General features: G+C 54.8%; 17 protein-coding genes and 1 pseudogene. 13 read left to right on the top strand and 5 right to left on the bottom strand.

Going from position 1 to position 22,187, the window contains the following annotated elements:
• The first annotated feature begins 224 nt into the window (after positions 1–224).
• The 5 genes from RT613_RS14445 (at position 225) to RT613_RS14425 (ending at position 7,930) form a co-directional block, all read left to right on the top strand.
• Positions 225–1,175: a phosphoribosylaminoimidazolesuccinocarboxamide synthase gene (locus RT613_RS14445; RefSeq protein WP_313616365.1), complete on the top strand. Its 951-nt coding sequence runs from the start codon at positions 225–227 to the stop codon at positions 1,173–1,175.
• A gap of 23 nt (positions 1,176–1,198) precedes the next feature.
• A complete protein-coding gene (locus RT613_RS14440) occupies positions 1,199–1,840 on the top strand; it encodes a TetR/AcrR family transcriptional regulator (RefSeq protein WP_313616364.1) in 642 nt (213 codons plus the stop codon).
• Positions 1,841–2,020: 180 nt separating this feature from the next.
• Positions 2,021–3,220, top strand: coding sequence for an efflux RND transporter periplasmic adaptor subunit (locus RT613_RS14435; protein ID WP_313616363.1), 1,200 nt, complete (start codon positions 2,021–2,023; stop codon positions 3,218–3,220).
• Positions 3,221–3,271: 51 nt separating this feature from the next.
• Complete coding sequence (locus RT613_RS14430) at positions 3,272–6,367, top strand: efflux RND transporter permease subunit (protein ID WP_313616361.1); 3,096 nt, start codon at positions 3,272–3,274, stop codon at positions 6,365–6,367.
• Between the two features lie 144 nt (positions 6,368–6,511).
• Entirely contained in the window at positions 6,512–7,930 is a 1,419-nt protein-coding gene (locus tag RT613_RS14425; protein ID WP_313616360.1) for an efflux transporter outer membrane subunit, read from the top strand.
• Positions 7,931–8,060: 130 nt separating this feature from the next.
• Here the strand turns inward: RT613_RS14425 and efp are convergent, their stop codons facing one another.
• Complete coding sequence (gene efp / locus RT613_RS14420; protein WP_192490341.1) at positions 8,061–8,630, bottom strand: elongation factor P; 570 nt, start codon at positions 8,628–8,630, stop codon at positions 8,061–8,063.
• Between the two features lie 150 nt (positions 8,631–8,780).
• On the opposite strand from efp, the gene epmA reads away from it, so the two are divergent.
• The 3 genes from epmA to RT613_RS14405 all read left to right on the top strand — a co-directional run bounded on the left by epmA (position 8,781) and on the right by RT613_RS14405 (position 11,575).
• Positions 8,781–9,845 carry an EF-P lysine aminoacylase EpmA gene (gene epmA / locus RT613_RS14415; RefSeq protein WP_313616358.1) on the top strand — a complete coding sequence of 355 codons (1,065 nt, stop codon included), beginning with the start codon at positions 8,781–8,783 and terminating at the stop codon, positions 9,843–9,845.
• The gene (locus RT613_RS14410; protein ID WP_313616356.1) at positions 9,842–10,894 is read left to right on the top strand and encodes a lysine-2,3-aminomutase-like protein; all 1,053 of its coding nucleotides are present in this window, start codon (positions 9,842–9,844) and stop codon (positions 10,892–10,894) included. Before epmA ends, RT613_RS14410 begins: the two co-directional genes overlap by 4 nt.
• A gap of 489 nt (positions 10,895–11,383) precedes the next feature.
• A complete protein-coding gene (locus RT613_RS14405) occupies positions 11,384–11,575 on the top strand; it encodes a hypothetical protein (protein WP_313616354.1) in 192 nt (63 codons plus the stop codon).
• Positions 11,576–11,812: 237 nt separating this feature from the next.
• On the opposite strand, the gene RT613_RS14400 is transcribed toward RT613_RS14405, so the two are convergent.
• Positions 11,813–12,049 (bottom strand): Lrp/AsnC ligand binding domain-containing protein, encoded by a 237-nt coding sequence (locus tag RT613_RS14400; RefSeq protein WP_313616352.1) that lies wholly within the window; start codon positions 12,047–12,049, stop codon positions 11,813–11,815.
• Positions 12,050–12,315: 266 nt separating this feature from the next.
• Here RT613_RS14400 and RT613_RS14395 point away from each other — a divergent pair, with 266 nt between their 5' ends.
• The 4 genes and pseudogenes from RT613_RS14395 to modC all read left to right on the top strand — a co-directional run bounded on the left by RT613_RS14395 (position 12,316) and on the right by modC (position 16,471).
• The gene (locus tag RT613_RS14395; RefSeq protein ID WP_313616350.1) at positions 12,316–13,599 is read left to right on the top strand and encodes an FAD-binding oxidoreductase; all 1,284 of its coding nucleotides are present in this window, start codon (positions 12,316–12,318) and stop codon (positions 13,597–13,599) included.
• Positions 13,600–13,842: 243 nt separating this feature from the next.
• Positions 13,843–14,614: pseudogene (gene modA / locus RT613_RS14390) on the top strand (molybdate ABC transporter substrate-binding protein).
• A gap of 25 nt (positions 14,615–14,639) precedes the next feature.
• On the top strand, positions 14,640–15,398 hold the full coding sequence (modB, locus tag RT613_RS14385; RefSeq protein WP_313616348.1) for a molybdate ABC transporter permease subunit: 759 nt from the start codon (positions 14,640–14,642) through the stop codon (positions 15,396–15,398).
• Positions 15,395–16,471: a molybdenum ABC transporter ATP-binding protein gene (gene modC / locus RT613_RS14380; RefSeq protein WP_313616347.1), complete on the top strand. Its 1,077-nt coding sequence runs from the start codon at positions 15,395–15,397 to the stop codon at positions 16,469–16,471. Before modB ends, modC begins: the two co-directional genes overlap by 4 nt.
• 15 nt (positions 16,472–16,486) lie before the next feature.
• Here modC and RT613_RS14375 read toward each other — a convergent pair whose 3' ends face one another.
• A complete protein-coding gene (locus RT613_RS14375; RefSeq protein WP_313616346.1) occupies positions 16,487–16,843 on the bottom strand; it encodes a winged helix-turn-helix domain-containing protein in 357 nt (118 codons plus the stop codon).
• Between the two features lie 49 nt (positions 16,844–16,892).
• Positions 16,893–18,071, bottom strand: coding sequence for an acetate/propionate family kinase (locus tag RT613_RS14370; RefSeq protein ID WP_313616344.1), 1,179 nt, complete (start codon positions 18,069–18,071; stop codon positions 16,893–16,895).
• A 185-nt stretch (positions 18,072–18,256) separates the two neighbouring features.
• On the opposite strand from RT613_RS14370, the gene RT613_RS14365 reads away from it, so the two are divergent.
• Entirely contained in the window at positions 18,257–20,995 is a 2,739-nt protein-coding gene (locus RT613_RS14365) for a cation-transporting P-type ATPase (RefSeq protein ID WP_313616342.1), read from the top strand.
• Positions 20,996–21,001: 6 nt separating this feature from the next.
• Here the strand turns inward: RT613_RS14365 and RT613_RS14360 are convergent, their stop codons facing one another.
• Positions 21,002–21,997, bottom strand: a complete 996-nt coding sequence (locus RT613_RS14360; protein ID WP_313616340.1) for a P1 family peptidase — start codon at positions 21,995–21,997, stop codon at positions 21,002–21,004.
• Positions 21,998–22,187 lie beyond the last annotated feature (190 nt).

The following is a 22,187-nucleotide window of genomic DNA, read 5'->3' as shown; positions in this document are numbered from 1 at the left end:
AATCCATCATCCCAAACAAGTCAACAGGCCTTTTTCATATTTATAATAAAATCATACAACCATATGATTTGTAATGATAATTTCCCGTTTTCACTTTCTGGGGCCCTTTTTCGCACCTTAAAAGCACACGCTGGTCCTGTCGTTTGAAAAATGCCATAGGAATTGCCAGTACTATTCGACTGAGGCCACCGACAGGCCCGTTTGAAACAACGATTGGAGCAGCCGTGCGCATACTAGAAGAAGCCGTCATTCCCGAACTTCCCAACTACTATCGCGGAAAGGTACGCGAGAATTACGACTTGCCGGACGGCTCCCGCATCATCATCTCAACCGACCGCATCAGCGCCTTCGATCGCATCCTGACCTGCATTCCTTATAAGGGGCAGGTATTGACCCAGACTGCGCGCTACTGGTTTGAGCAAACGGCTGACATATGCCCCAACCATGTCATCAGCTATCCGGACCCCAATGTGGTGATCGGAAAACGTCTCGACATTCTTCCCGTCGAGATCGTTGTCAGAGGATATCTGGCCGGCACGACAGGTACATCGATCCTCACCCTTTATAAGAAGGGCGAGCGCCAGATGTACGGCATCACCCTGCCGGACGGCCTTCGCGACAACCAGAAACTGCCTGAACCGATCATCACGCCAACCAGCAAGGCGTTTGATGGTGGTCATGATGAGCCGCTGACCCCAAATGAAATCGTTGAAAAAAAGCTTCTGACGGCTGAACAGTGGGCAACATTGTCACAATACGCACTGGCATTGTTCAAGCGCGGTCAGGAAATCGCCGCAAAACACGGTCTGATCCTGGTCGACACCAAATATGAGTTCGGCACGGACGCAGACGGAAACATTATTCTTGCCGACGAAATCCATACACCAGACAGCAGCCGTTACTGGCTGGCCGATTCTTATAATGAAAGCTTTGAGAACGGCACACGCCCGGCAAGCTTCGACAAGGACTTCGTCAGAGCCTGGGTTGTCGAGCGTTGCGACCCTTATAAGGACGACATTCCGGAAATTCCGGAAAAGCTCGTCAAAGACACCTCCGATGTGTATATAAAAGCATATGAGCAAATAACGGGAAAAACATTCGTTCCTGATAACAGTGAAAACACGCCTCTGGAGCGTGTTCGCAAGAATCTGGAGCCCTATTTTACCGGAGCCTGATAGTGGTAAACTCATCTGCATCTATGAAAGCCGTCAGCAATACAGCAAAAACCGCGCTTCCCCGGAAGCGGTTGCGGCGGCCTGCAGAGGAAACCCGCAGTGAAATTCTGGCCACGGCCGAGAAGCTGTTCAGTATGCGCGGCTTCTCGACCGTGACGATTGCCGACATTGCCGCTGAGATGTCGATGTCGCCGGCCAATGTGTTCAAGCATTTTCACTCCAAGGTCGCGCTGGTCGATGCCATCGTCCTCAGGCAAATCACCTCGTTGCAAAATGATCTCGATGCCATGGACACCAGCCTGCCGCCCTATGAGCGGCTGCATCAGATGGCATTGTCACTCATGCGCAAACATGTCGTGACACTGGAAGAAACACCTTATCTGTTCGAGATGATTGTGATGATGGCCAAGCAGGAGCTGGATTGTGGTGAGCAGTATTTAAAAGTGCTCAATGATCACGTCGGCAAAATCGTCGAATCAGGCGTAGATCTCGGGATTTATCACGCCGATGACATCGAAGAGACCGCCGACACCATCAATCATGCGCTTATCAGCGTTATCCATCCTGTACTCATCGCAGGTGAGCAGTCGGATATTTTAGCCACACGCTGCACGAAACTCGTCAACATGATGGATGCTGCGTTGCGAAATACACTTGCAAAGTGACGCTTTTAATTTTACGTCACTTGGTAACAACTGACGAAAATCAATCATCCGGCTCATTGTATTCAATAAGCCGGATGTTTTTGGTTCATTATTGATAATTGCTTGAAATCAGCTTCGGCTTGCGGATCACCAGAAAACCTCTCTTTATCCGCAGAGTTGGCTCTTATGTGGGAAACACGAATGACAAGACGTATCCTTCCGGTTCTTGCCGCCCTGTGCGTGGCTGGCGTGGTTGCAGGTTGCAGCGATGAGAAGCAGACCGCACAGGCGCAATCGCCTGAACGTCCGCCGTCTCCAGTCAGTGTTGTTGTCATGAAAGAGTCCGAACAGCCCTTGACCACGGTTCTGCCAGGCCGCGCCAGCGCCTTCCAGACCGCCGAAATCAGACCGCGTGTCACCGGCATCATCCGCGAAATCACCTTCAAGGAAGGTAGCGAAGTGCAGCAGGGTGACCTGCTCTACCAGATTGAAGATGACACCTATGTTGCCGAAGTCGCGCAGGCACGTGCCAGCCTTGCCAAGGCAGAGGCCAGCGTTCCAAGCGCACAGGCAAACCTTGCCCGTTACGAGCGTCTGGTAAACAGCGGTGCAACGCAGATTGAATATGAAAATGCCAAGGTGACATTGCTTCAGGCCGAAGCAGATGTTGCACAGGCCAAGGCCGCTCTTCAGGCTGCCGAAATCAATCTCAACCTGACGAAGATCCGCGCGCCTTTCAACGGCATCACCACTTCGACCAGCTTCAGCATCGGTAACGTTGTGACTGCAAACCAGTCCGCGGCGCTGACGACCCTGCGTCGTATCGACCCGATCTACATCGACCTGATCGAATCGAGCACCAACCTGCTGCGTCTTCGTACGGCTGTGGCGGCCGGCTCCAAGGGACCGAACAGCGGCGAGGCTGATCTGCACCTGACACTGGAAAACGGCACAAAATATCCTCACGCCGGTAAGGTCGATATGTCGGATATGGCGGTCAGCGAAACAACCGGCACCTATTATATCCGTGCGCAGTTCGACAATCCAGACGATCTCATTCTGCCGGGCATGTATGTCCGCGCCGAACTGACCATCGGCAACGAAAAGGGCTTCCTTATTCCGCAGCGCGCCGCTGACAGAAACCCTAGCGGTGAATTGACAGCAAAATTCGTCAGCGCCGAAGGTAAGGTTGAAACCCGTACATTCCCTGAAAGCAGCCAGTCCGGCAATTCCTGGCTGGTTACATCTGGTGTGAAGGATGGCGACAAGCTGATCGTTGATGGCTTCCAGTGGATTGGTGACGGCGCACCCGTTGCTCCTGTTGAAGTCACCATCGACGAAAAGGGGCTGGTTGTTCCCCAACCAGCCGCTGCGCCGGCCGCAGCCGCTCCTGCAAACTGATAATCATGACAATCGCCCGACGACCGTAACAACGAAGGCGCAGAAACACATATGGCCCACTTCTTTATCCGGCGCCCAATCTTTGCTTGGGTGATAGCGATTGTGATTATGCTTGGCGGCTTGCTGGCCATCAACACACTTTCGATCTCGCAATACCCAGACATCGCTCCGACAACCGTTCGCATCAGCGCCAGCTATAATGGCGCGAGCGCTGAAACCGTGCAAAAATCGGTGACGACAGTTATCGAAGACGGCATGACCGGTCTTGATGACCTCACTTACATGACATCGTCGTCATCAACCGGTAGCGCGTCTGTTACCCTGACCTTCGGCAACAGCATCATGCCGGATATTGCCCAGGTTCAGGTGCAGAACAAATTGCAGCTCGTCCAGACGCAGCTGCCTGACGTCGTGCAGACGGCTGGTATCGAAGTCAGCCGTTCTACCTCGAGCATCTTGATGGTCGGCGCGCTGATTTCGACCGATGGCAAACGTACATCAGTTGATCTGGGCGACATTTTCTCGACCCGCATCGAAGACCAGATCAAGCGTCTTGAAGGCGTTGGCAGCATCAACATTTTCGGTTCCGGTTACGCCATGCGCGTCTGGCTCGACCCGTTCAAGCTCAACAAATACCAGTTGACGACCAGCGACGTGACAACAGCTATTCAGAGCCAGAACACGCAGGTTTCGGTTGGTTCGCTTGGTGCACTGCCGGCTGTACAGGGCCAGCAGTTGAACGTCACCATCACGGCGCAGAGCCAGCTGACCACAGTTGCAGACTTTGAATCGGTTATTCTCAAGGTCGAAAAAGACGGTGCGACCGTTCGTTTGAGCGATGTTGCCCGCATTGAAATCGGTGAAGAAAGCTATGGTGGCGATTCCCGCTCCAACAGCCGCCCTTCTTCCGGTTTTGCGGTTAACCTTGCAACCGGCGCCAACGCTCTTGATACCGCAGCCCGCGTGAAGGCAGCACTTGAAGTCGCATCAGAAGGTCTGCCAGAAGGCGTCGTCATTGAATATCCCTATGACACGACGCCATTCGTTCAGCTTTCCATCGAGAAGGTTGTTCACACCCTGATCGAAGCGATCATCCTCGTTTTCGTGGTTCTATTGATCTTCCTTCAGAATTTGCGAGCAACGATCATTCCAATGATCGCCGTCCCGGTGGTGTTGCTGGGTACATTCGGCATCCTTGCCTTGGCGGGATATTCGATCAATACGCTGACCATGTTCGCCATGGTGCTAGCCATCGGCCTCCTGGTCGACGACGCCATCGTCGTGGTTGAAAACGTCGAACGTATCATGTCCGACGAGGGGCTTCCGCCTCTCGAGGCGACCGAAAAGTCGATGGGTGAAATCACAGGCGCGATCATCGGTATCGCTCTGGTTCTGACAGCAGTGTTCATTCCGATGGCGTTCTTCGGTGGCTCGACAGGTATCATCTACCGCCAGTTCTCGATCACCATCGTTTCGGCCATGCTTCTGTCTGCCGTTGTGGCCATCGTGCTGACACCGGCGCTCTGCGCCACGATCCTGAAACCGATCGACCACCATAAAAAACAGCGTGGCCCCGGCGCATGGTTCAACCGTGGCTTCGGCAAAACCACGGACGGTTATGTCTCGAGCATCGGCTATCTCTTGAAGCGACCGCTGCGCGTCATGGTGATGTTTGCCATCGTGGTTGGTGGTTGCGCATGGTTCTTCACCAAGCTGCCAAGCTCGTTCCTGCCGCAGGAAGACCAAGGCGTTCTGCTGACGATCGTCCAGCTGCCAACAGGTTCGACCATTGAGCGTACCAATGAAGTCGTAAAACAGGTTGAGACCTATTTCCGTGAAAAGGAAGCGGACAACGTTGATTCCGTCTTCGGCGTTCTCGGTTTCAGCTTCACCGGTTCGGGCCAGAACAACGCGATGGTCTTCACCAAGCTGAAGGACTTCTCGCTTCGCAGCAAACCTGAGCAGCATGCAGCAGCTATCGTTCAGCGTGCCATGGGAACCTTCTTCACATTCCGTGATGCCCAGGTCTTCCCGCTGCTACCACCGGCAATTCAGGGCATGGGTACGTCGAGCGGCTTCTCCATGTATCTGGTTGACAGCGGCCGTAACGGCAATGATGCCCTAACGGCAGCTTCCAAGGAGCTGATCCAGCTCACATCAACCAACCCGAACGTCAGCTCTCTGCGCAGCAACAGCCGCGATAATGAATCGCAGATGAAGATCAATCTGGATCAGGAAAAGATGGGCGCCATGGGTGTCGATCTTGCCTCGGTCAACCTGATGCTCTCCACCATCTTTGCGGGTCGCGACGTCAACGACTTCACGCTGAATGGCGAACTGAAGCCTGTTTATGTTCAGGGTGATGCACAATACCGTATGCAGCCGGACGACCTGAAATTCTGGTACGCCCGCAATAGCAGCGGTGAAATGGTTCCCTTCTCATCCTTCTCGGAAGTATCCTGGGTGAGCGGTGCACCGACACTTGCACGCTTTAACGGTACCGGTGCCATTTCTCTGGAAGGTACCGCCGGACCGGGCATCGCGTCGGGTGTCGCCATGGATGAAATGGAACGGCTGACGGCAAGCCTGAACGGTGGTTACACCGTTGCCTGGCAGGGCATTTCCTATCAGGAACGCCTGTCCGGTTCTCAGGCCCCTGCCCTCTATGCATTGTCCGTTCTGATCGTCTTCCTCTGCCTTGCAGCTCTTTATGAAAGCTGGTCGATCCCGTTCTCGGTCATCATGGCCGTGCCGGTTGGTGTGCTTGGTGCTCTGGCAGCAGCCCACTTCTTTGGCCAGTCGAATGACGTGTACTTCAAGGTTGGCCTGCTGACGACGATCGGTCTGGCGGCAAAGAACGCGATCCTGATCGTGGAATTTGCCAAGGAACGAATGGAGCATGGATTAAGTCTTCTCGATGCCACGCTGGAAGCGGCGCGCTTGCGTCTGCGCCCCATCATCATGACATCGCTGGCCTTCATTCTCGGCGTGGTCCCCCTTGCAATCGCAACGGGAGCCGGTTCCGCCGCACAGAACGCCATCGGTATCGGCGTGCTTGGCGGCATGCTTGCAGCGACGGTTTTGGGTGTTTTCTTCGTTCCGTCCTTCTTCGTAATCATCAGAAAGATATCAAAACGGTCACACTGACAGAAAAAACGTTGTGCCTGCACTTCTCTGATTGTTAAAAAATATACGAATCGTAGCAAACCTTATGCTACGATTCACCATAAATGCTGATCGGGGCCGGTATTCGGGGCAGCGGTGAGATCTCGAAACACTTAGGGTATTATGATGCTATCCATTCGGACTTCCATTCCACTGGCCCTGCTGCTGCTTTCCGGCTGCGTTGTAGGACCAGACCACAAGGCACCAGAAATTCAGTTGCCTGCCAAATTTGCCGAGGGCGGCAAGACAAGCAATGGTGATGTTTCGACAGTTGCCTGGTGGAATGCTTTTAACGACAGCCGTCTTAATGGATACGTTACGACCGGTCTGGCGCAGAACCTGAGCGTGCTTCAGGCACTGGAGCGTATCAACCAGGCTGAAGCCAGCGTAGTGGTTGCTGGTGCTGGCGCTCTGCCAAGCCTCACCACCCAGGGTCAGCACACGACGAGCGGCCGCAAGGGCAGCTTGCCGACAGCCGATTCGAACGTGACCAACTCATCTGCCGGCTCGCTGAACATTTCCTGGCTGCTGGACCTGTTCGGTCAGTACCGCCGTGCCAAGGAAAGCGCCAACGCCAACCTTGACGCGGCTTATGCCAGCGCCGATGTCGCAAAGCTGTCGCTGTTGTCTTCGCTCGTTTCGGCTTACATAGACGCGCGTTATTATCAGGAGCGTCTGGCCATTGCCCGCCAGAACCTGTCTTCGCGCCGCGAAACACTTGACCTGACCAAGCTCCAGCTCGAAGCCGGCGCAGCATCTCGTCTTGACGTCGTTCAATCCGAAGGTCTGGTAAACTCGACACTCGCGGAAATTCCGGGTCTCGAAACAAACTTCCGTCGTGCAGCACACCGTGTTGCCACACTGTTGGGCATGCCGGCATCGAGCCTGGTTGTGGAACTGCAGCGCGGCGCGCGCCAGCCTGTTGCCCGCTCCATTCCAAAGACCGGTATTCCGGCTGACCTGATCCGCAACCGTCCTGACGTGCGTGCAGCAGAACGTTCGCTGGCCGCTGCTGTTGCCCAGATCGGCGTTGCCGAAGCACAGCTCTACCCAAGCATCGAACTGGGTGGCACGATCACACCAAGCTACTCGCGCATCAGCGGTGGCAGCCGTGGCTCGTCCAACTCCTGGTCCTTCGGTCCTTCGCTGGTTCTGCCAATTCTCGACGGTGGCCGCCTGCGCGCCAATGTCGATATTGCGAACTCCTCTGCACGCGAACAGTACCTGGTCTGGAAGCAGACTGTCCTGACTGCGGTTGAAGAAGTTGAAAACGCGCTTGCAGCCATCAACCGTGACCAGCGCACGGCCAGTGCCCTGCGTGCAACCGTCAATTCCTACAATGAAGCACTGTCGCTCTCGACAGCCAGCTACCGTGACGGCGCATCATCGCTGCTCGACGTTCTGGATGCACAGCGCTCGGTTTCCTCTGCACAGGCCAGCCTTGCGCAGGCTGTTCAGCAGACGGCACAGGACTATGTGGCGCTCAGCGTTGCCATCGGTGGCGGTTACGCCATTGGCGCAACACCAGCCAAGCCAGCCATGTAAGCTGCCCGTCAGCGCATTTCAAAAAAGCCCGCGACGTCTGAAAAGATGTCGCGGGCTTTTTCGTGATCAGAGCATAAAAAAACCTCCGGTCGAAACCGGAGGTTCTATGGATACAGCCTTTGAAGGCTGATCAGTTCTTGGCGCGTTCCACGTAAGAATTGTCTTCCGTTGCGATAACAACGCGAACACCAGCGTCAACATGCGGCGGTACCATCGTACGGATACCGTTGGACAGGATCGCAGGCTTGTAGGACGAGGAAGCAGTCTGACCCTTGACGACCGGCTCGGTCTCAACGATTTCAAGCGTAACGTGGCGTGGCAGTTCGAGAGCCAGCGGGTTACCTTCGTAGATCGAAAGAACGCAGGTCATGCCTTCCTGCAGGTAGGCCTTCTGGTCACCCATGGTCTCAACGTCGACGACAACCTGGTCGTAGTTTTCAGGGTTCATGAAGTGGAAGCCTTCGCCATCTTCATAGAGGTACTGGAAGTTCAGGTCTTCAACGAATGCGCGCTCAACCTGCTCGGTCGTGCGCCAGCGCTCGGAAACCTTCACGCCATCGACGATGCGGCGCATGTCGACCTGCGTAACCGGTGTACCCTTACCAGGATGAAAGTTCTGTGCGGTGAGAACGACGTAAAGCTTGCCCTCAACTTCGAGAACATTACCCTTACGGACAGATGAGGCGATAACCTTGACCATATGACTTCCTTGTAACTCAGTAAAATGCGTCGTAAAGGACAGCGCGGCTGCGCCTGCCGGTGGACGTTTGATCTGTTTTCCGGGCGCAAGTACCTTAAATTCACGCAAATAGCCAGCCTGCAACTGTATCGACCCAAAAGAAAGCCACTCATGAACCCGTCAGCCAAGACATCTTCCCCGTGGTGGACGCCGGATGTGCATGCAGACCGCCGGCCGTTTCTTCTGGGGCGCAATGCCATACAGGCAAATCTGCGCGCTTATTTCGCCAAGCATGACTTCCTGGAGGTCGATACGCCTTCACTGCAGGTGTCACCGGGCAACGAGGCTCATCTGCATGCTTTTGCAACGCAGGGCATAACAACGGCGGGCGAGTATTTCCCGCTTTACCTGCACACATCTCCGGAATTTGCCTGCAAGAAGCTATTGGCTGCTGGCGAACAGCGCATTTCCTGTTTCGCACATGTCTATAGAAACAGGGAACGTGGACCGCTGCACCACCCGGAATTCACCATGCTGGAATGGTACAGGGCCGATACCAGCTACGAACGGCTGATGACGGATTGCGCGGATATTCTCGCGCTTGCGGCCGAGACGACCAAGACCAAACATTTCAGTTACAATGGCCGCAGCGTTGATCCATTCCTGGAGCCCGAAAGGATCAGTGTTGCCGAGGCATTCGGGCGTTATGCCGGCATCGACCTTCTGGCAAGCATTGCCAAAAACGGCGAGACAGACCGCGATCACCTGAAAGCTGCACTGACCAACGTCGGTATCCGGACGTCCCACGACGATACATGGGCCGACCTGTTCAGCCGGGTTATCGTCGAACGGATCGAGCCGGAACTGGGCTTTGGCAGGGCGACCATTCTTGACGAATACCCTTCCAGCGAGGCAGCGCTTGCCCGCAAAACAGCCAAGGATGGTCGGGTATCGGAGCGGTTCGAGCTCTATGCCTGTGGTGTTGAACTCGCCAATGCTTTTGGCGAACTGACTGATAGCAAGGAACAGCGTCACCGCTTCGAAATGGAAATGGTGGAGAAACAGCGCGTCTATGGTGAAACCTATCCGCTGGACGAAGACCTTTTGGCGGCGCTGGAATTGATGCCCGCCGCCAGCGGCATCGCGCTTGGTTTCGATCGTCTGGTGATGCTGGCGACCGGTGCGCCACGCATCGATCTGGTTATGTGGGCACCCGTTGCGGATTATGGGCGATGACAGCAATCACGCGTAGCCTCAAATCGGTGAAGGCCTTGAACGAGGCTGGGTTGATCGACGATCAAGCGTCGGATCGACTGACCCCGGTTGGCGAGCGCTACGCGGTGGCCGTTACCCCAGATATTGCCGCCCTGATCCAAAAGGAAGGTGGAGACGGCCCGATCACACGGCAGTTCGTGCCGGATCTGGCTGAACTCACCAGCAACAATACCGAGCGGGAAGATCCGATTGGCGATGAGGCGCACAGCCCCGTTCCGGGCATCGTGCACCGTTATCCTGACCGTGTTCTGCTGAAGGCCGTGCACATCTGCCCGGTCTATTGCCGCTTCTGTTTCCGCCGCGAAATGGTGGGACCGGAAGGAAACGGAACGCTGACCCGTGACGAACTGGATGGAGCCTTTGCCTATATCGGCAACAATCCTGGTATCTGGGAGGTTATCCTGACCGGTGGCGATCCGCTGGTGCTTTCACCACGCCGCCTAAGCGAAATCATGCAAGCGCTGAAGTCGATCGACCATGTCAAAATCGTTCGCTTCCACACAAGGGTTCCGGTGGTAGAGCCACAGCGTATTGACGACAGCCTGATCGAGGCACTGCGCGCCAGTGGCAAGACAACCTATGTCGCCCTGCACGCCAACCACCCCGATGAACTGACGAAGGACGCACGCAACGCCTGCAGCAGGTTGGTTGATGCCGGTATCGTCATGATCAGCCAGACCGTTCTGCTGAAGGGCGTGAATGATGACGCAGTCATTCTTGGTCGATTGATGAAGGGTTTTGTGGAAACGCGGATCAAGCCCTATTACCTGCATCATCCTGATTTGGCGCCCGGCACATCACATTTCCGCCTCAGCATCGAAGAGGGGCAGACAATCGTCGCGCAGTTGCGTGGCAATATCTCAGGTCTGTGCCAGCCGACCTATATTCTCGATATTCCTGGCGGTTACGGCAAAGCGCCTATCGGCGGCTCGATGATCCATTCATCGGGGGATGGCTGTTATTCTGTGTCCGATTTTAACGGCAACAGCCACCAATACCCGCCTGCATAATCTTTTTCTCAAAGATTGATCATGATCACATGTCTCTGAACCGGCTGAGGTTATTTTTTCACCATCCGTCGGAACCAATGCGTGTGGCCAACGTTTGAATGCGGATGTTCTCAGTTGAGCTGCTTGGTGCCACCCTGGGGAGGAGGGATGAAAACTGTTTTGAAAACAAAATTTCACATTTCCGCCCGAAAACTGTCATCATAAAGAAAAATATTCTGCCCATAATGATTTACGTTGATTTTGATATAGATTTCGGCTACGAAGCATCTCGTTGGAGTATAGACTCCAGTTTTAGTGCAACTCGCGAACAAGGAGAGTGACATGTTTAAACTAACATTCAATGCCGCCACCCTTGGTCGTATTGCACTTAAACACGAGCGCACAATTTCGTGCTCCTGCTTCTGTCGAATGTGACCTGAACACCGTTCAATTCATTTCAAAATTCATTCGACAAAGCCACAGCAATCGAGCTGTAGCGGGAGTAGGCATATGCAAAAGCAAGTTATAGAATTCGCTGGCGAACCAGTCGGCATCGTCATTCCGGACAATGATCGTTTCAAGTTCATTGCGGTAAAGTTCCACGTTCACGATCTCGATGAACAGCGGTTCGATACGCCAGACGATGTGAAGCTGGCCATCCGCAATCTCGTTCACAATCGCAAAATCGCTGCTGTCGCGTGAACCATCACGCCGCAGGTTGCATGCGATCAATTATAGCTGAACGACATCTTGTGATAAATGAAAGCGCGAAGTCCGGTTTTTAAAAAACCGCTCCGCGCTTTTTACATTTCAGTCATCCGGACAAAACGGATGAGATATCAAGTCTAGCTCAACCGCGACACTTGACGCGATCCACCCAACGGAACCAGCCACTCGATACGAGCCATAATAAGCCGGTCCAGTTTCAAACCTTAAAGCTTAGAATGCCGTAAAGGTCAGTGTCGTCAAAGACCGGACGATGCCCGGAATGCAAACGATGTTGTCGTTGATGAACTTGCCCGTGTCCTGATCTTCCTGAAGATAGATTTTCAGCAACAGATCATATTCGCCACTGGTCGAGTAAAGTTCGGACACCAGCTCCGTTTTGTAGATTGCATCCGCGACCTCATAGGTCTTGCCCGGCGTGCATTGCAATTGAACGAAGATTGGTTTCATTGGTTCATACCCTGACATGCGTTCACGAAAGAGGTCACATACCTCTTTTTTAACACTATTGGCCGAGGCCAAGCCGTGTTGCAAGCCCATAGCCGGTTTTGCCCCTTTAGCCATCAGCCGGTTCACATCACATCTGTGGCAACAGCATTATTCCTTCAAGGAATGATCTGTTGACGATATGTCGATATCCAACCGCCACCACACTCGCTAAGCTCGGTTGTAATCAATCCCGGTCAACGGGAAAACCACGACTCCGGATGGCGAACATGTACAACGATCCCCGCTCCCACGGCCTGTGGGAAATGACGGCTCCCCCACCCCCAGAAGCAACCGCTCTCGACGGTAACATTACCACTGACGTGGTGATCGTTGGTGGTGGATATACGGGCCTGTCGGCGGCACTGCATCTGGCCGAACGCGGAACCAAGATTGCCCTTCTGGAAGCCAGACAAATCGGTTTCGGAGGCGCAGGCAGAAATGTTGGCCTGATCAACGGTGGCATGTGGACCATGCCCAAGGAACTGCCAACGGTACTTGGCCCTGTTTATGGCGAACGTCTGTTGGATTTGCTGGGTGGCGCACCGCTTTTGGTACGCGAGCTTATCCAAAAACACGCCATCGACTGCGAATTGCAAACCAACGGCACGCTGCACTGCGCGGTCGGCAAGGCGGGACTTGAAGAGATCGAGGAACGTTGCCGCCAGTGGAGCGCACGCGGTGCACCGGTCAAAATACTCGACGCGGCTGAAACCGCCAAACGTGTCGGGACAGAGGCCTATGCCGGTTCACTGCATGACGGCCGGGCCGGGACGTTGCAACCACTTGCCTATGCCCGGGGCCTTGCGAAGGCCGCACAAAGTGCTGGCGTAAAACTTTTTACAGAAAGCCCTGTTTTATCGACCGAACGGCAAGCCGGTAACTGGATCGTCAAAACCGCCAGGGGTTCGGTCACGGCACAATGGATTGTTGTGGCATCCGAGGCCTATAGCACCGGCCCCTGGGAGATCGTACGCAAGGAACAGGTCTATCTGCCCTATTTCAATTTTGCGACGAAACCTTTGAGCACAGACGTCCTAAAGACCATTCTGCCGGGTAAGGAGGGATGCTGGGACACGAGAGAAATTCTATCCTCCTTCCGGCTGGACAAGGCAGGGCGGCTGGTCTTTGGCAGTGTCGGGGCGCTGCGCAATACCGGGCTTGCCGTGCACAGGGCATGGGCCATCCGCTCGTTGCAGAAACTGTTTCCACAAATCGGCAGAATAGAATTTGATGCCGAGTGGTATGGCAAGATCGGTATGACCGATAACGCGCTGCCGCGTTTTCACAAATTCGCACCGAATGTTGTCGGTTTTTCAGGTTATAATGGCCGCGGCATTGCTCCAGGCACCATCTTTGGCAAAACCATTGCCAGCCATGTCAGTGGCGAAATCAGCGAAGACAACATGCCTCTACCGCTGACCGAAGCCAAAGAGCAAAAGTTGCGTACGGCAAAAGAAATCTATTATGAGGCAGGCGCGCAGATTGCCCATATTGCAGGTGCGCGTTTCTAACCCCCTTTCAAACGTATCCTTGCCGAACGACAGCCAACACAACCGGACTTATGGTGCTTCACATCACCAAGGTCCGGTTTTTATTTGGGTATCTCTTTCGTGAAACCAAAGGATGCAGCAACCACGTGCACGGGTCGATGTATCCTTGAAAATACATCCATTCTCGGTTAAGCCAAGCCGTCATATACAAACAAACATATCGGCTGACCAAAAGGAACCGCCATGAAACTTCTCAGACGCCACATGTTCAGAACAATCGCGGCCTCCGTTGCAGCCATTTTCCTGTCCACCGCCATGCTGTCCGGCACCGCTGCTGCCGAAGAAAAAGTAACGGTTTTTGCTGCCGCCAGCATGAAGAACGCGCTGGACGCGATCAACGCCGAATGGGCCAAGGAAACCAAGAACAAAACCGTCGTTTCCTGCAGCCAGCTCCGCACTGGCAAAGCAGATCGAAGCTGGCGCTCCGGCTGATATCTTCATCTCTGCCGACTTGGCGTGGATGGACTATGTCGCTGAAAAGAAACTGATCAAGGAAGACACGCGCTCCAACCTGCTTGGCAACCGCATCGTTCTCGTCGCTCCAGCCGACAAGGCCAAGGACGTTGAAATCAAGGAAGGTTTCGATCTGGCAACTCTGCTCGGCGATGGTCGTCTTGCCATGGGTGCTGTTGATTCCGTTCCGGCCGGCAAATACGGCAAGGCTGCGCTAGAAAAGCTTGGCATCTGGTCGTCCGTTGAACCCAAGGTTGCCGGGGCAGAAAGCGTTCGTGCAGCTCTCCTTCTGGTATCGCGCGGTGAAGCGCCTTACGGCATCGTTTACCAGACCGACGCTGCTGCCGATCCTGGCGTAAAGATCGTCGGTACTTTCCCGGAAGATTCGCACCCGGCCATCATCTATCCGGTTGCAGTATTGTCTTCCTCAAAAACACCGGCGGCCGAAGCCTACCTCGAATACCTCAAGTCCGACAAAGCCACGCCTTACTTCGAAAAGCAGGGCTTTACTGTTCTGAAATAATCCTCATCCATTCGGATGGATAGACATGCGCGCCCCGGTCATTGCCGGGGCGTTCGCTGGCGAGAACACAAGGAAACCTGCATTGGACTGGCTGACACTTGGCCCTGACGAATGGATCGCAATTCGCCTCAGCTTATGGGTTTCCACCATTGCGATGCTGGTCAGCTTGCCTTTTGGTATCGTGACTGCACTTGCGCTGGCGCGGGGCCGTTTCTGGGGTAAATCCCTGCTGAACGGTATCGTTCACCTTCCGTTGATCCTGCCGCCTGTTGTCACCGGTTTCATCCTGCTGGTGCTGTTTGGCCGACGCGGTTTCTTTGGTTCCTATCTCGATGAATATTTCGGCATCGTGTTTTCCTTCCGCTGGACGGGTGCTGCGCTTGCCTGCGGCATCATGGGTTTTCCACTAATGGTCCGCTCCATTCGCCTTTCGATCGAATCCGTCGATCGAAAGCTGGAAGAGGCGGCCGGAACCCTGGGCGCAAGCCCGTTATGGGTGTTCCTCACCGTTACATTACCACTGACATTGCCCGGCATTATCGCTGGCATGATTTTGGCCTTTGCCAAGGCCATGGGTGAATTTGGCGCCACCATTACATTCGTTTCGAATATTCCTGGTGAAACACAGACACTCTCGGCCGCCATCTACACCTTTACGCAGGTTCCCGGCGGTGACCTTGGTGCCCTGCGCTTGACGATCGTTGCCGTCGTCATTTCCATGTTGGCGCTGCTTGCCTCTGAATTCATGGCCCGTTTTGTCGGACAGAGGGTAAACGCAGAATGACCCTTACCGTCAGCATCAATCACCGTTTCCAGTCCTTTCATCTCAACGCATCCTTTGTGTCCGAACGTGGCGTGACTGCACTTTTCGGCCGTTCCGGCTCGGGCAAAACCTCGATGATCCGCATCATCGCCGGTTTGACGAAACCCGACAGCGGGAAGGTCGTTCTTGACGATACGACACTGGCCGATTCCGACCGACGCCTTTTTGTGCCGGGTTACAAACGCCGCTTTGGTTATGTCTTTCAGGAGGCGCGGCTTTTTCCGCACATGACCGTGCAGCAAAATCTCGATTACGGTCGCTGGTTCACCCCAAAGGCCAACCGGCAGACCAACGATGGCCACATCATTGAAATGCTGGGTATCGGCGCGTTGCTTGCGCGTCACCCCGACAAATTGTCTGGTGGAGAAAAACAGCGTGTCGCCATTGGCAGGGCCCTATTGTCCTCGCCGCGCATGTTGTTGATGGATGAGCCGCTTGCTGCCCTTGATGAGGCACGCAAGCTTGAAATCCTGCCCTATCTCGAACTGCTGCGCGATGAAATGCGCCTGCCGATCGTTTATGTCAGCCACTCAGTGGCCGAAGTCGCACGCCTTGCTGACAAGGTGATTGTCATGAAGGACGGCAAGGTCGAAAGTGCAGGTCCCGCCGAAGAGGTTCTCGGGCAATCGGCGTTTTCCAGCCAGCTCGAACGACGCGAAATGGGCAGTATCCTGTCTGGAAAGATTGAAGCGTCGGACGAAAACTACGGATTGCTGACCGTTCGCCTCAAACAGGAAAGCCTGACCATTCCCGCCAAAGCAGGCGAGATTGGCAAGACTGTGCGTGTGCACATTCCGGCGCGTGACGTGATGCTGGCAACGGAAAACCCCACAGGCCTCAGCGCACTCAACATTCTCAAAGGCACAATCGAAAGCATCTCTGATGTTGTCGATGGCATGGTAACGGTCAGCGTCAATTGCGGTGGAGATACTATCCTGTCGCGCATCACCGCCCTGTCGAGACAGCGCCTCGACCTTGATCGCGGCAAGTCGGTTTTTGCCATTGTCAAATCGGCAGCACTTGACCCTTACTGAGGGGTAAGGGCGGCGTTACTGGCGTCGGTTTTTCTCGAGCCAGTCCACCTCGGATTTCACCGCCTGATCCAGCTTTTTCTGCATGGTCCGGTAGGTGTGCAGCAGGCTCGTGCCAAACTCGGTCAGGGCAGCACCGCCGCCCTGCTTGCCACCGCGCTGCGATTCGACAACTGGTAAATCGAACATGTTGTTCAAAGCATCGACCAGAAGCCAGGCACGTCGGTAAGACATGTCCATGGCGCGGCCTGCCGCAGAAATTGAGCCAGTTTCGGCAATCAGTTCCATCAGACGGATCTTGCCGTGGCCGAGCCGGTTGCCGGGCGGAAAATCAATCCGCAACACCAGCCGCAGGCCATCATCACTGTTTTCCATCATCCATCTCGACATCAAAGCACGCTAATTGCTGTTGTTATTTCACGCCTTATTCGGAAAGAACAGAGAGTGCTTCATCGGCGATTGTCTGCTCCTCATCCGTCGGGATCACATAAACGGCCACACGGCTGGCTTCACTGCTGATCAGCGTCCGGTTTTCAGCATTGGCGGCGTCATCAAGTTCGACACCCAGCCACATCATCCTATCGCAAATATTTTTTCGCGTGGCCGACTGGTGTTCACCAATGCCGGCGGTGAACACCAAGGCGTCCAGCCCCTGTAGTGTTGCGGCAAGCCGCGCCGCTTCTCCAGCAATCCGGAAAGCAAACAGGTCAAGTGCCAGACGTGCATCGACATTATCGCTTTTGACGAGGTCGCGAATATCGGCACTGACACCGGAAACACCCAGCAGACCTGATTTGTGGTACAGCAGCTCCTGCACATCGACAGGTCGCATGTTTTTCTCTGTCAGAAGATGCAGCAAAACCCCGGCATCAAGGGCGCCGCAACGGGTTGCCATGGGTATCCCATCAAGGGTCGAAAACCCCATACTCGTATCTCGGCTTATTCCGTCCTCGATTGCGCAGAGGCTTGCCCCACTTCCCAAATGGGCAGCAATGACCTTTGCAGGCCCAAGCTCCGGATTGATCCGTTTCAATTTGCTGGCAATAAATTTATAGGACAGTCCATGAAATCCATAACGCCTGATGCCCTCCTCATGCAGGGCTGATGGCAGGGCAAAACGCTGCGCCAATGGATGCTGGCTACGGTGAAACGCAGTATCGAACGAAACCGTCTGCGGCATATCTGGAAAGAGATGACTGATCGCCCGGATCAATCGCAAACTTTGCGGCTGATGCAGAGGTGCAAGCGCCGTCAGCGCCTCGATGCCAGATAATGTCTCTCGGTTCAAAACCACCGGCCCTTCGAACCTGTCTCCACCATGCACCACCCGGTGCCCGACAGCATAGACATCCCTTAGATTGAAATGTCGGGCCAGCCAGCCGAATGTTTCCTCAAGCACGTCATGTAAAACATCCTGCCCGTCCGCTTTGAGTGGCACTTCAAAATTTTCTGGCCCTTCAGTCAGGTGAAAAACCAGGGGGCGCTCCCGAAAATCAATGACACCTTTGCCAATTCGGTTGGCTTTACCCGCATACACCGAAAACAGGCCAATCTTCACCGTCGAAGAACCGGCATTGAAGGTAAGTAGCATTTTGGCTGTCATGACTGTCCTCCCTTTGCATGCACACCGGTAAAATCAGCAGGAGCGCACATTTTTGTCATCAGGATCATAAGGTCGATTTTGGCTGCAGAATTGATTTCAATCAATGATTGCGCATATCCTGACCCTATCCTGCGATTAGACAAGATACGCCGCCCCGTTCGGCCTCATCACAATCAGGGGTACACATGACTGTTTCAGCAGCGCCAAAAACCGACGCGAACTCCAACAGCCAACCGGTGCCCTGGCACGCCTATGAGATAAAACAGGCCGTTTACGAACTGGGCAGCAGTGAAAACGGCCTGCACCACGATGAAGCAAAAAGAAGGCTGGAGACGCACGGTCCCAACCAGCTTCCGGGCCAGGCCAGAACCAATCCGCTTTTGCGATTTCTGGCACAATTCAACAACACGCTGATTTACTTTCTGCTGACTGCCGCAGCCTTCGCGGCCTTGCTTGGCCATTTTGTCGATGCTTTGGTGATTGTTGCCGTTGTGACGATCAACGCCATTGTCGGTTACATTCAGGAGGGCAAGGCGGAAAGCGCACTTGATGCGATACGCAACATGATTGCACCGCATGCCACCGTTTTGCGCAACGGCGAAAAACACAATATCGATGCACGCCACATCGTACCAGGTGACGTGGTGCTGCTGGAAGCTGGTGACAAGGTTCCAGCCGACATTCGCATCATGCGGGCCCGTAATCTGCAGATCAATGAAGCGATCCTGACAGGGGAATCAGTTCCGGCCGAAAAACACGAAAGCCCGTCGGATGCTGAGGCAAGCCTTGCCGAGCGCCGTTCGCTCGGCTTTTCCGGAACGATCATCACAACAGGACAAGCAACGGGACTGGTGGTGGCAACGGGCGGTGCTACGGAAATCGGCCGCATCTCCTCACTGATCAGCCAGGTCCAGGGGCTGACGACACCTTTGCTGGAGCAGATCAACCGGTTTGGCAAACTGATCACCTGGGCAGCACTCGGCCTCGCAGTCGCTCTACTGATGATTGCTCTGCTAATCCATCAATATGACTGGGCAGATGCACTGATGCTGGTTGTGGCACTGGCCGTCAGCATTGTGCCGGAAGGCCTGCCCGCCGTTATCACCATCACGCTTGCCATCGGCGTGCAACGCATGGCTGCGCGCAACGCGGTGGTAAGGCGTCTGCCCGCCGTCGAAACCTTAGGCGCCACCTCGGTTATCTGCTCCGACAAAACAGGCACGCTTACCAAAAACGAAATGACAGTGGCTTGCCTTGTGACGGCATCATCAACCGTTGATGTCACCGGCGCGGGTTACCAGCCCGAAGGCACTTTTGTGCAAGCCGAAACGGACACTCCAGCCAGTCATGATCCGGCCCGTGATCAGCTCATCAATGCCGCCTTGCTGTGTAATGACGCCGTTTTGAGCCATGAGAATGGTCACTGGGTGACGCTGGGCGACCCGATGGAGGGCGCCCTCGTGACGCTGGCATTAAAGGCTGGCTTGACGCAGGAGCAACACCGCGAACAATGGCCACGTCATTATGAAATCCCCTTTGACGCCCGCCACAGATATATGGCGACTTTGAATACCAAGCCGGATGGCGAACGTATCATCTTTGTCAAAGGCGCTCCGGAAACGCTACTGGCACTTTGCGCCAAACAGGCTCATCTGGCGGAAGAACAACCGATTACACCAGCCTATTGGCAGGAAAAAATTGCCGCAGCGGCCGCAAAAGGACAGAGAATTCTGGCTTTTGCATCAATGCCCGCACCGTCCGACCGGCCGGAAATTCACCCCAGCGATATCGCTACCGATCTGGTCTTCCTCGGCATCACTGGCCTGATCGATCCTCCGCGCCCGGAAGCCTTGGCAGCAATCGCCGAATGCCGCTCGGCTGGCATCTCCGTCAAGATGATTACCGGAGACCATGGCACCACGGCGCTTGCCATTGCCCGCCAACTCGGCATTGCCGACAATCCGGAAGTTCTGACCGGTGTGGAGGTCGATGCGCTGTCGGACATCGACCTGCAACGTGCGGTCAAATCCGTCGGTGTCTTTGCCCGCACCAGCCCCGAGCACAAGCTGCGTATCGTGCGCGCCCTGCAGGAAAATGGCGAGATTGCCGCCATGACCGGTGACGGTGTCAACGACGCGCCGTCCCTGAAACAGGCCGATGTTGGCGTGGCCATGGGACATAAAGGCACCGAAGCCGCCAAGGAGGCGGCTGAGATGGTGCTTCTGGACGACAATTTCGCATCCATCGTCTCGGCCGTACATGAGGGGCGCACGGTCTATGACAATATTCGCAAGGTTATATCCTGGACCCTGCCAACAAATGGCGGCGAAATTCTCTCTGTCATCATTGCCATCATCTTCGGGCTAACCCTGCCAATGGCGCCAGTGCATATTCTCTGGATCAATATGGCCACCACCATCACGCTTGGACTTGTGCTGGCGTTTGAGCCACAGGAGCCCGGTGTGATGCAACGAAGCCCAAGAAAACGTGATGCGCCAATGCTATCGCCTTTCCTGTTATGGCGTGTGGTTTTTGTCTCCGTATTGTTCATGCTGGGTGTTTTTGCCATGTTCCAGTTTGGCCTGTGGCGTGGATTGGGGGAAACGGCGGCGCGCACCATGGTGGTCAATGCCATTGTGGTGATGGAGATCTTTTACCTGTTCAATGTGCGTTACCTGCACATGACATCATTCAGTCTCAAGGGTGCTATGGGCACACGCCCCGTTTTGCTGGCCATCATTGGCGTCACCGCAGCACAGTTCCTGTTTACCTATGCGCCCTTCATGCACAGCTGGTTCGAAACCGCACCCCTGTCGCTGCTGGATGGTCTGGTGGTCATCTCCACAGGCGTCGTGCTGATGATCATTCTGGAATTGGAAAAGATCGTGTTCAGGCGTTTGCACCTGTTTACCGCGGAGGCATGACCGCTCTCACGAAAACCGGTCTCGCCAGGCCAGTTGCGCTCCGGCAACGGGCAGTGCTGTCGCCTCATAGACACCACGGGCAATCGCCCGCGCCATGACAATGCCAGCCAGATGGCAGATCTCGGCAAAATGAACGCCTTGCTCCAGCGGTTTAGAGCAGGTTGCAGCGGCAAACATCGTATCGCCATCACTGGAAAGATGGGCTGGGAAAACCGCTCGGGCCAGTCCGTCATGCGCCGTAATTGACAGGCGATGCGCCTGCGCCTTGGTCAGGCTCGCATCCGTGACCACCGCACCGATGGTTGTCGCCGTCAGGGTTACGCCCTTCAACCGCATGGTGGTGTCAGACTTGGAAAAGCCAGCTGGCAAACCTTTCGCTCCAAACTCCCCAGCCTCTTCGAAAGGTGCGGCCCAGAAGCAGGGACCTTCCCCCACCGTGACTGAGCCAAGAGCATTGACCGCAACAATTGCTGCAACCACATATCCGCCAGAACTGATGGCACTTGCCGATCCAAGGCCACCTTTTAATGTTGCGGTTGTGGCACCGGTTCCGGCACCGACGCTCCCCAGTGCAAAGGCACCATCCATCGCCGCCGTGAACGCCTGATAACCCATGTCGCGATACGGAGAATGCAAACCCCAATCCTTGTTGCCGCCATTAAGAAGGTCCATCAAAATGGCCTGCGGCACGATGGGAACTCTGGTACTGCCGACCTGCAAACCACGCCCGTCCTCGCGCAATCCTGCCTGCACACCACCGGCCGCATCAAGTCCAAAAGCCGAGCCGCCTGACAACACGAAGGCATCAACCGCCTCAACGGTCATGGCCGGATTAAGCAGGTCCGTATCCCGTCCACCTGGCGCACCACCCAGCACCGAACCCGATGCGATGGCTGGCTGGTCAAAAACGATAGTTGTTACTCCGGAGCCAAGCGAAAGTTCCGTTGCGTGTCCGACACGAACACCGGCTACATCTGTGAGCAGGTTTTTTAACTGAGCCATCAGGGTCCTCTTTGGCTTTGAAGCTATCCTGCGCCGGGCTGTCGCTGTCAATTGTGTGAGGACATTTCCAAAATTTTCCCGGCAAAATCTGCATGGTTATCAGCGATTAACCTAATGGTTTAGGTGAATCTTATATTTTCAGGACTATCGAAAAGAGTAGGATATCCGAAAGTTTGAAGGGAGATATAGT

This window comes from Agrobacterium sp. (assembly GCF_032092815.1).
In the GTDB taxonomy this organism is placed as follows: Bacteria; Pseudomonadota; Alphaproteobacteria; order Rhizobiales; family Rhizobiaceae; genus Agrobacterium.
The sequence above is the reverse complement of the archived record's forward strand: the minus strand, read 5'-3'. Positions and strand labels throughout refer to the sequence as shown.

What these genes read in the sequence shown, in the direction of transcription:
- RT613_RS14440 (WP_313616364.1), top strand. Translation starts at nt 1,199, where the DNA reads ATGAAAGCCGTCAGCAATACAGCAAAAACCGCGCTTCCCCGGAAGCGG.
- RT613_RS14435 (WP_313616363.1), top strand. Translation starts at nt 2,021, where the DNA reads ATGACAAGACGTATCCTTCCGGTTCTTGCCGCCCTGTGCGTGGCTGGC.
- RT613_RS14430 (WP_313616361.1), top strand. Translation starts at nt 3,272, where the DNA reads ATGGCCCACTTCTTTATCCGGCGCCCAATCTTTGCTTGGGTGATAGCG.
- RT613_RS14425 (WP_313616360.1), top strand. Translation starts at nt 6,512, where the DNA reads ATGCTATCCATTCGGACTTCCATTCCACTGGCCCTGCTGCTGCTTTCC.
- efp (WP_192490341.1), bottom strand. Translation starts at nt 8,630, where the DNA reads ATGGTCAAGGTTATCGCCTCATCTGTCCGTAAGGGTAATGTTCTCGAA.
- epmA (WP_313616358.1), top strand. Translation starts at nt 8,781, where the DNA reads ATGAACCCGTCAGCCAAGACATCTTCCCCGTGGTGGACGCCGGATGTG.
- RT613_RS14410 (WP_313616356.1), top strand. Translation starts at nt 9,842, where the DNA reads ATGACAGCAATCACGCGTAGCCTCAAATCGGTGAAGGCCTTGAACGAG.
- RT613_RS14405 (WP_313616354.1), top strand. Translation starts at nt 11,384, where the DNA reads ATGCAAAAGCAAGTTATAGAATTCGCTGGCGAACCAGTCGGCATCGTC.
- RT613_RS14400 (WP_313616352.1), bottom strand. Translation starts at nt 12,049, where the DNA reads ATGAAACCAATCTTCGTTCAATTGCAATGCACGCCGGGCAAGACCTAT.
- RT613_RS14395 (WP_313616350.1), top strand. Translation starts at nt 12,316, where the DNA reads ATGTACAACGATCCCCGCTCCCACGGCCTGTGGGAAATGACGGCTCCC.
- modB (WP_313616348.1), top strand. Translation starts at nt 14,640, where the DNA reads ATGCGCGCCCCGGTCATTGCCGGGGCGTTCGCTGGCGAGAACACAAGG.
- modC (WP_313616347.1), top strand. Translation starts at nt 15,395, where the DNA reads ATGACCCTTACCGTCAGCATCAATCACCGTTTCCAGTCCTTTCATCTC.
- RT613_RS14375 (WP_313616346.1), bottom strand. Translation starts at nt 16,843, where the DNA reads ATGGAAAACAGTGATGATGGCCTGCGGCTGGTGTTGCGGATTGATTTT.
- RT613_RS14370 (WP_313616344.1), bottom strand. Translation starts at nt 18,071, where the DNA reads ATGACAGCCAAAATGCTACTTACCTTCAATGCCGGTTCTTCGACGGTG.
- RT613_RS14365 (WP_313616342.1), top strand. Translation starts at nt 18,257, where the DNA reads ATGACTGTTTCAGCAGCGCCAAAAACCGACGCGAACTCCAACAGCCAA.
- RT613_RS14360 (WP_313616340.1), bottom strand. Translation starts at nt 21,997, where the DNA reads ATGGCTCAGTTAAAAAACCTGCTCACAGATGTAGCCGGTGTTCGTGTC.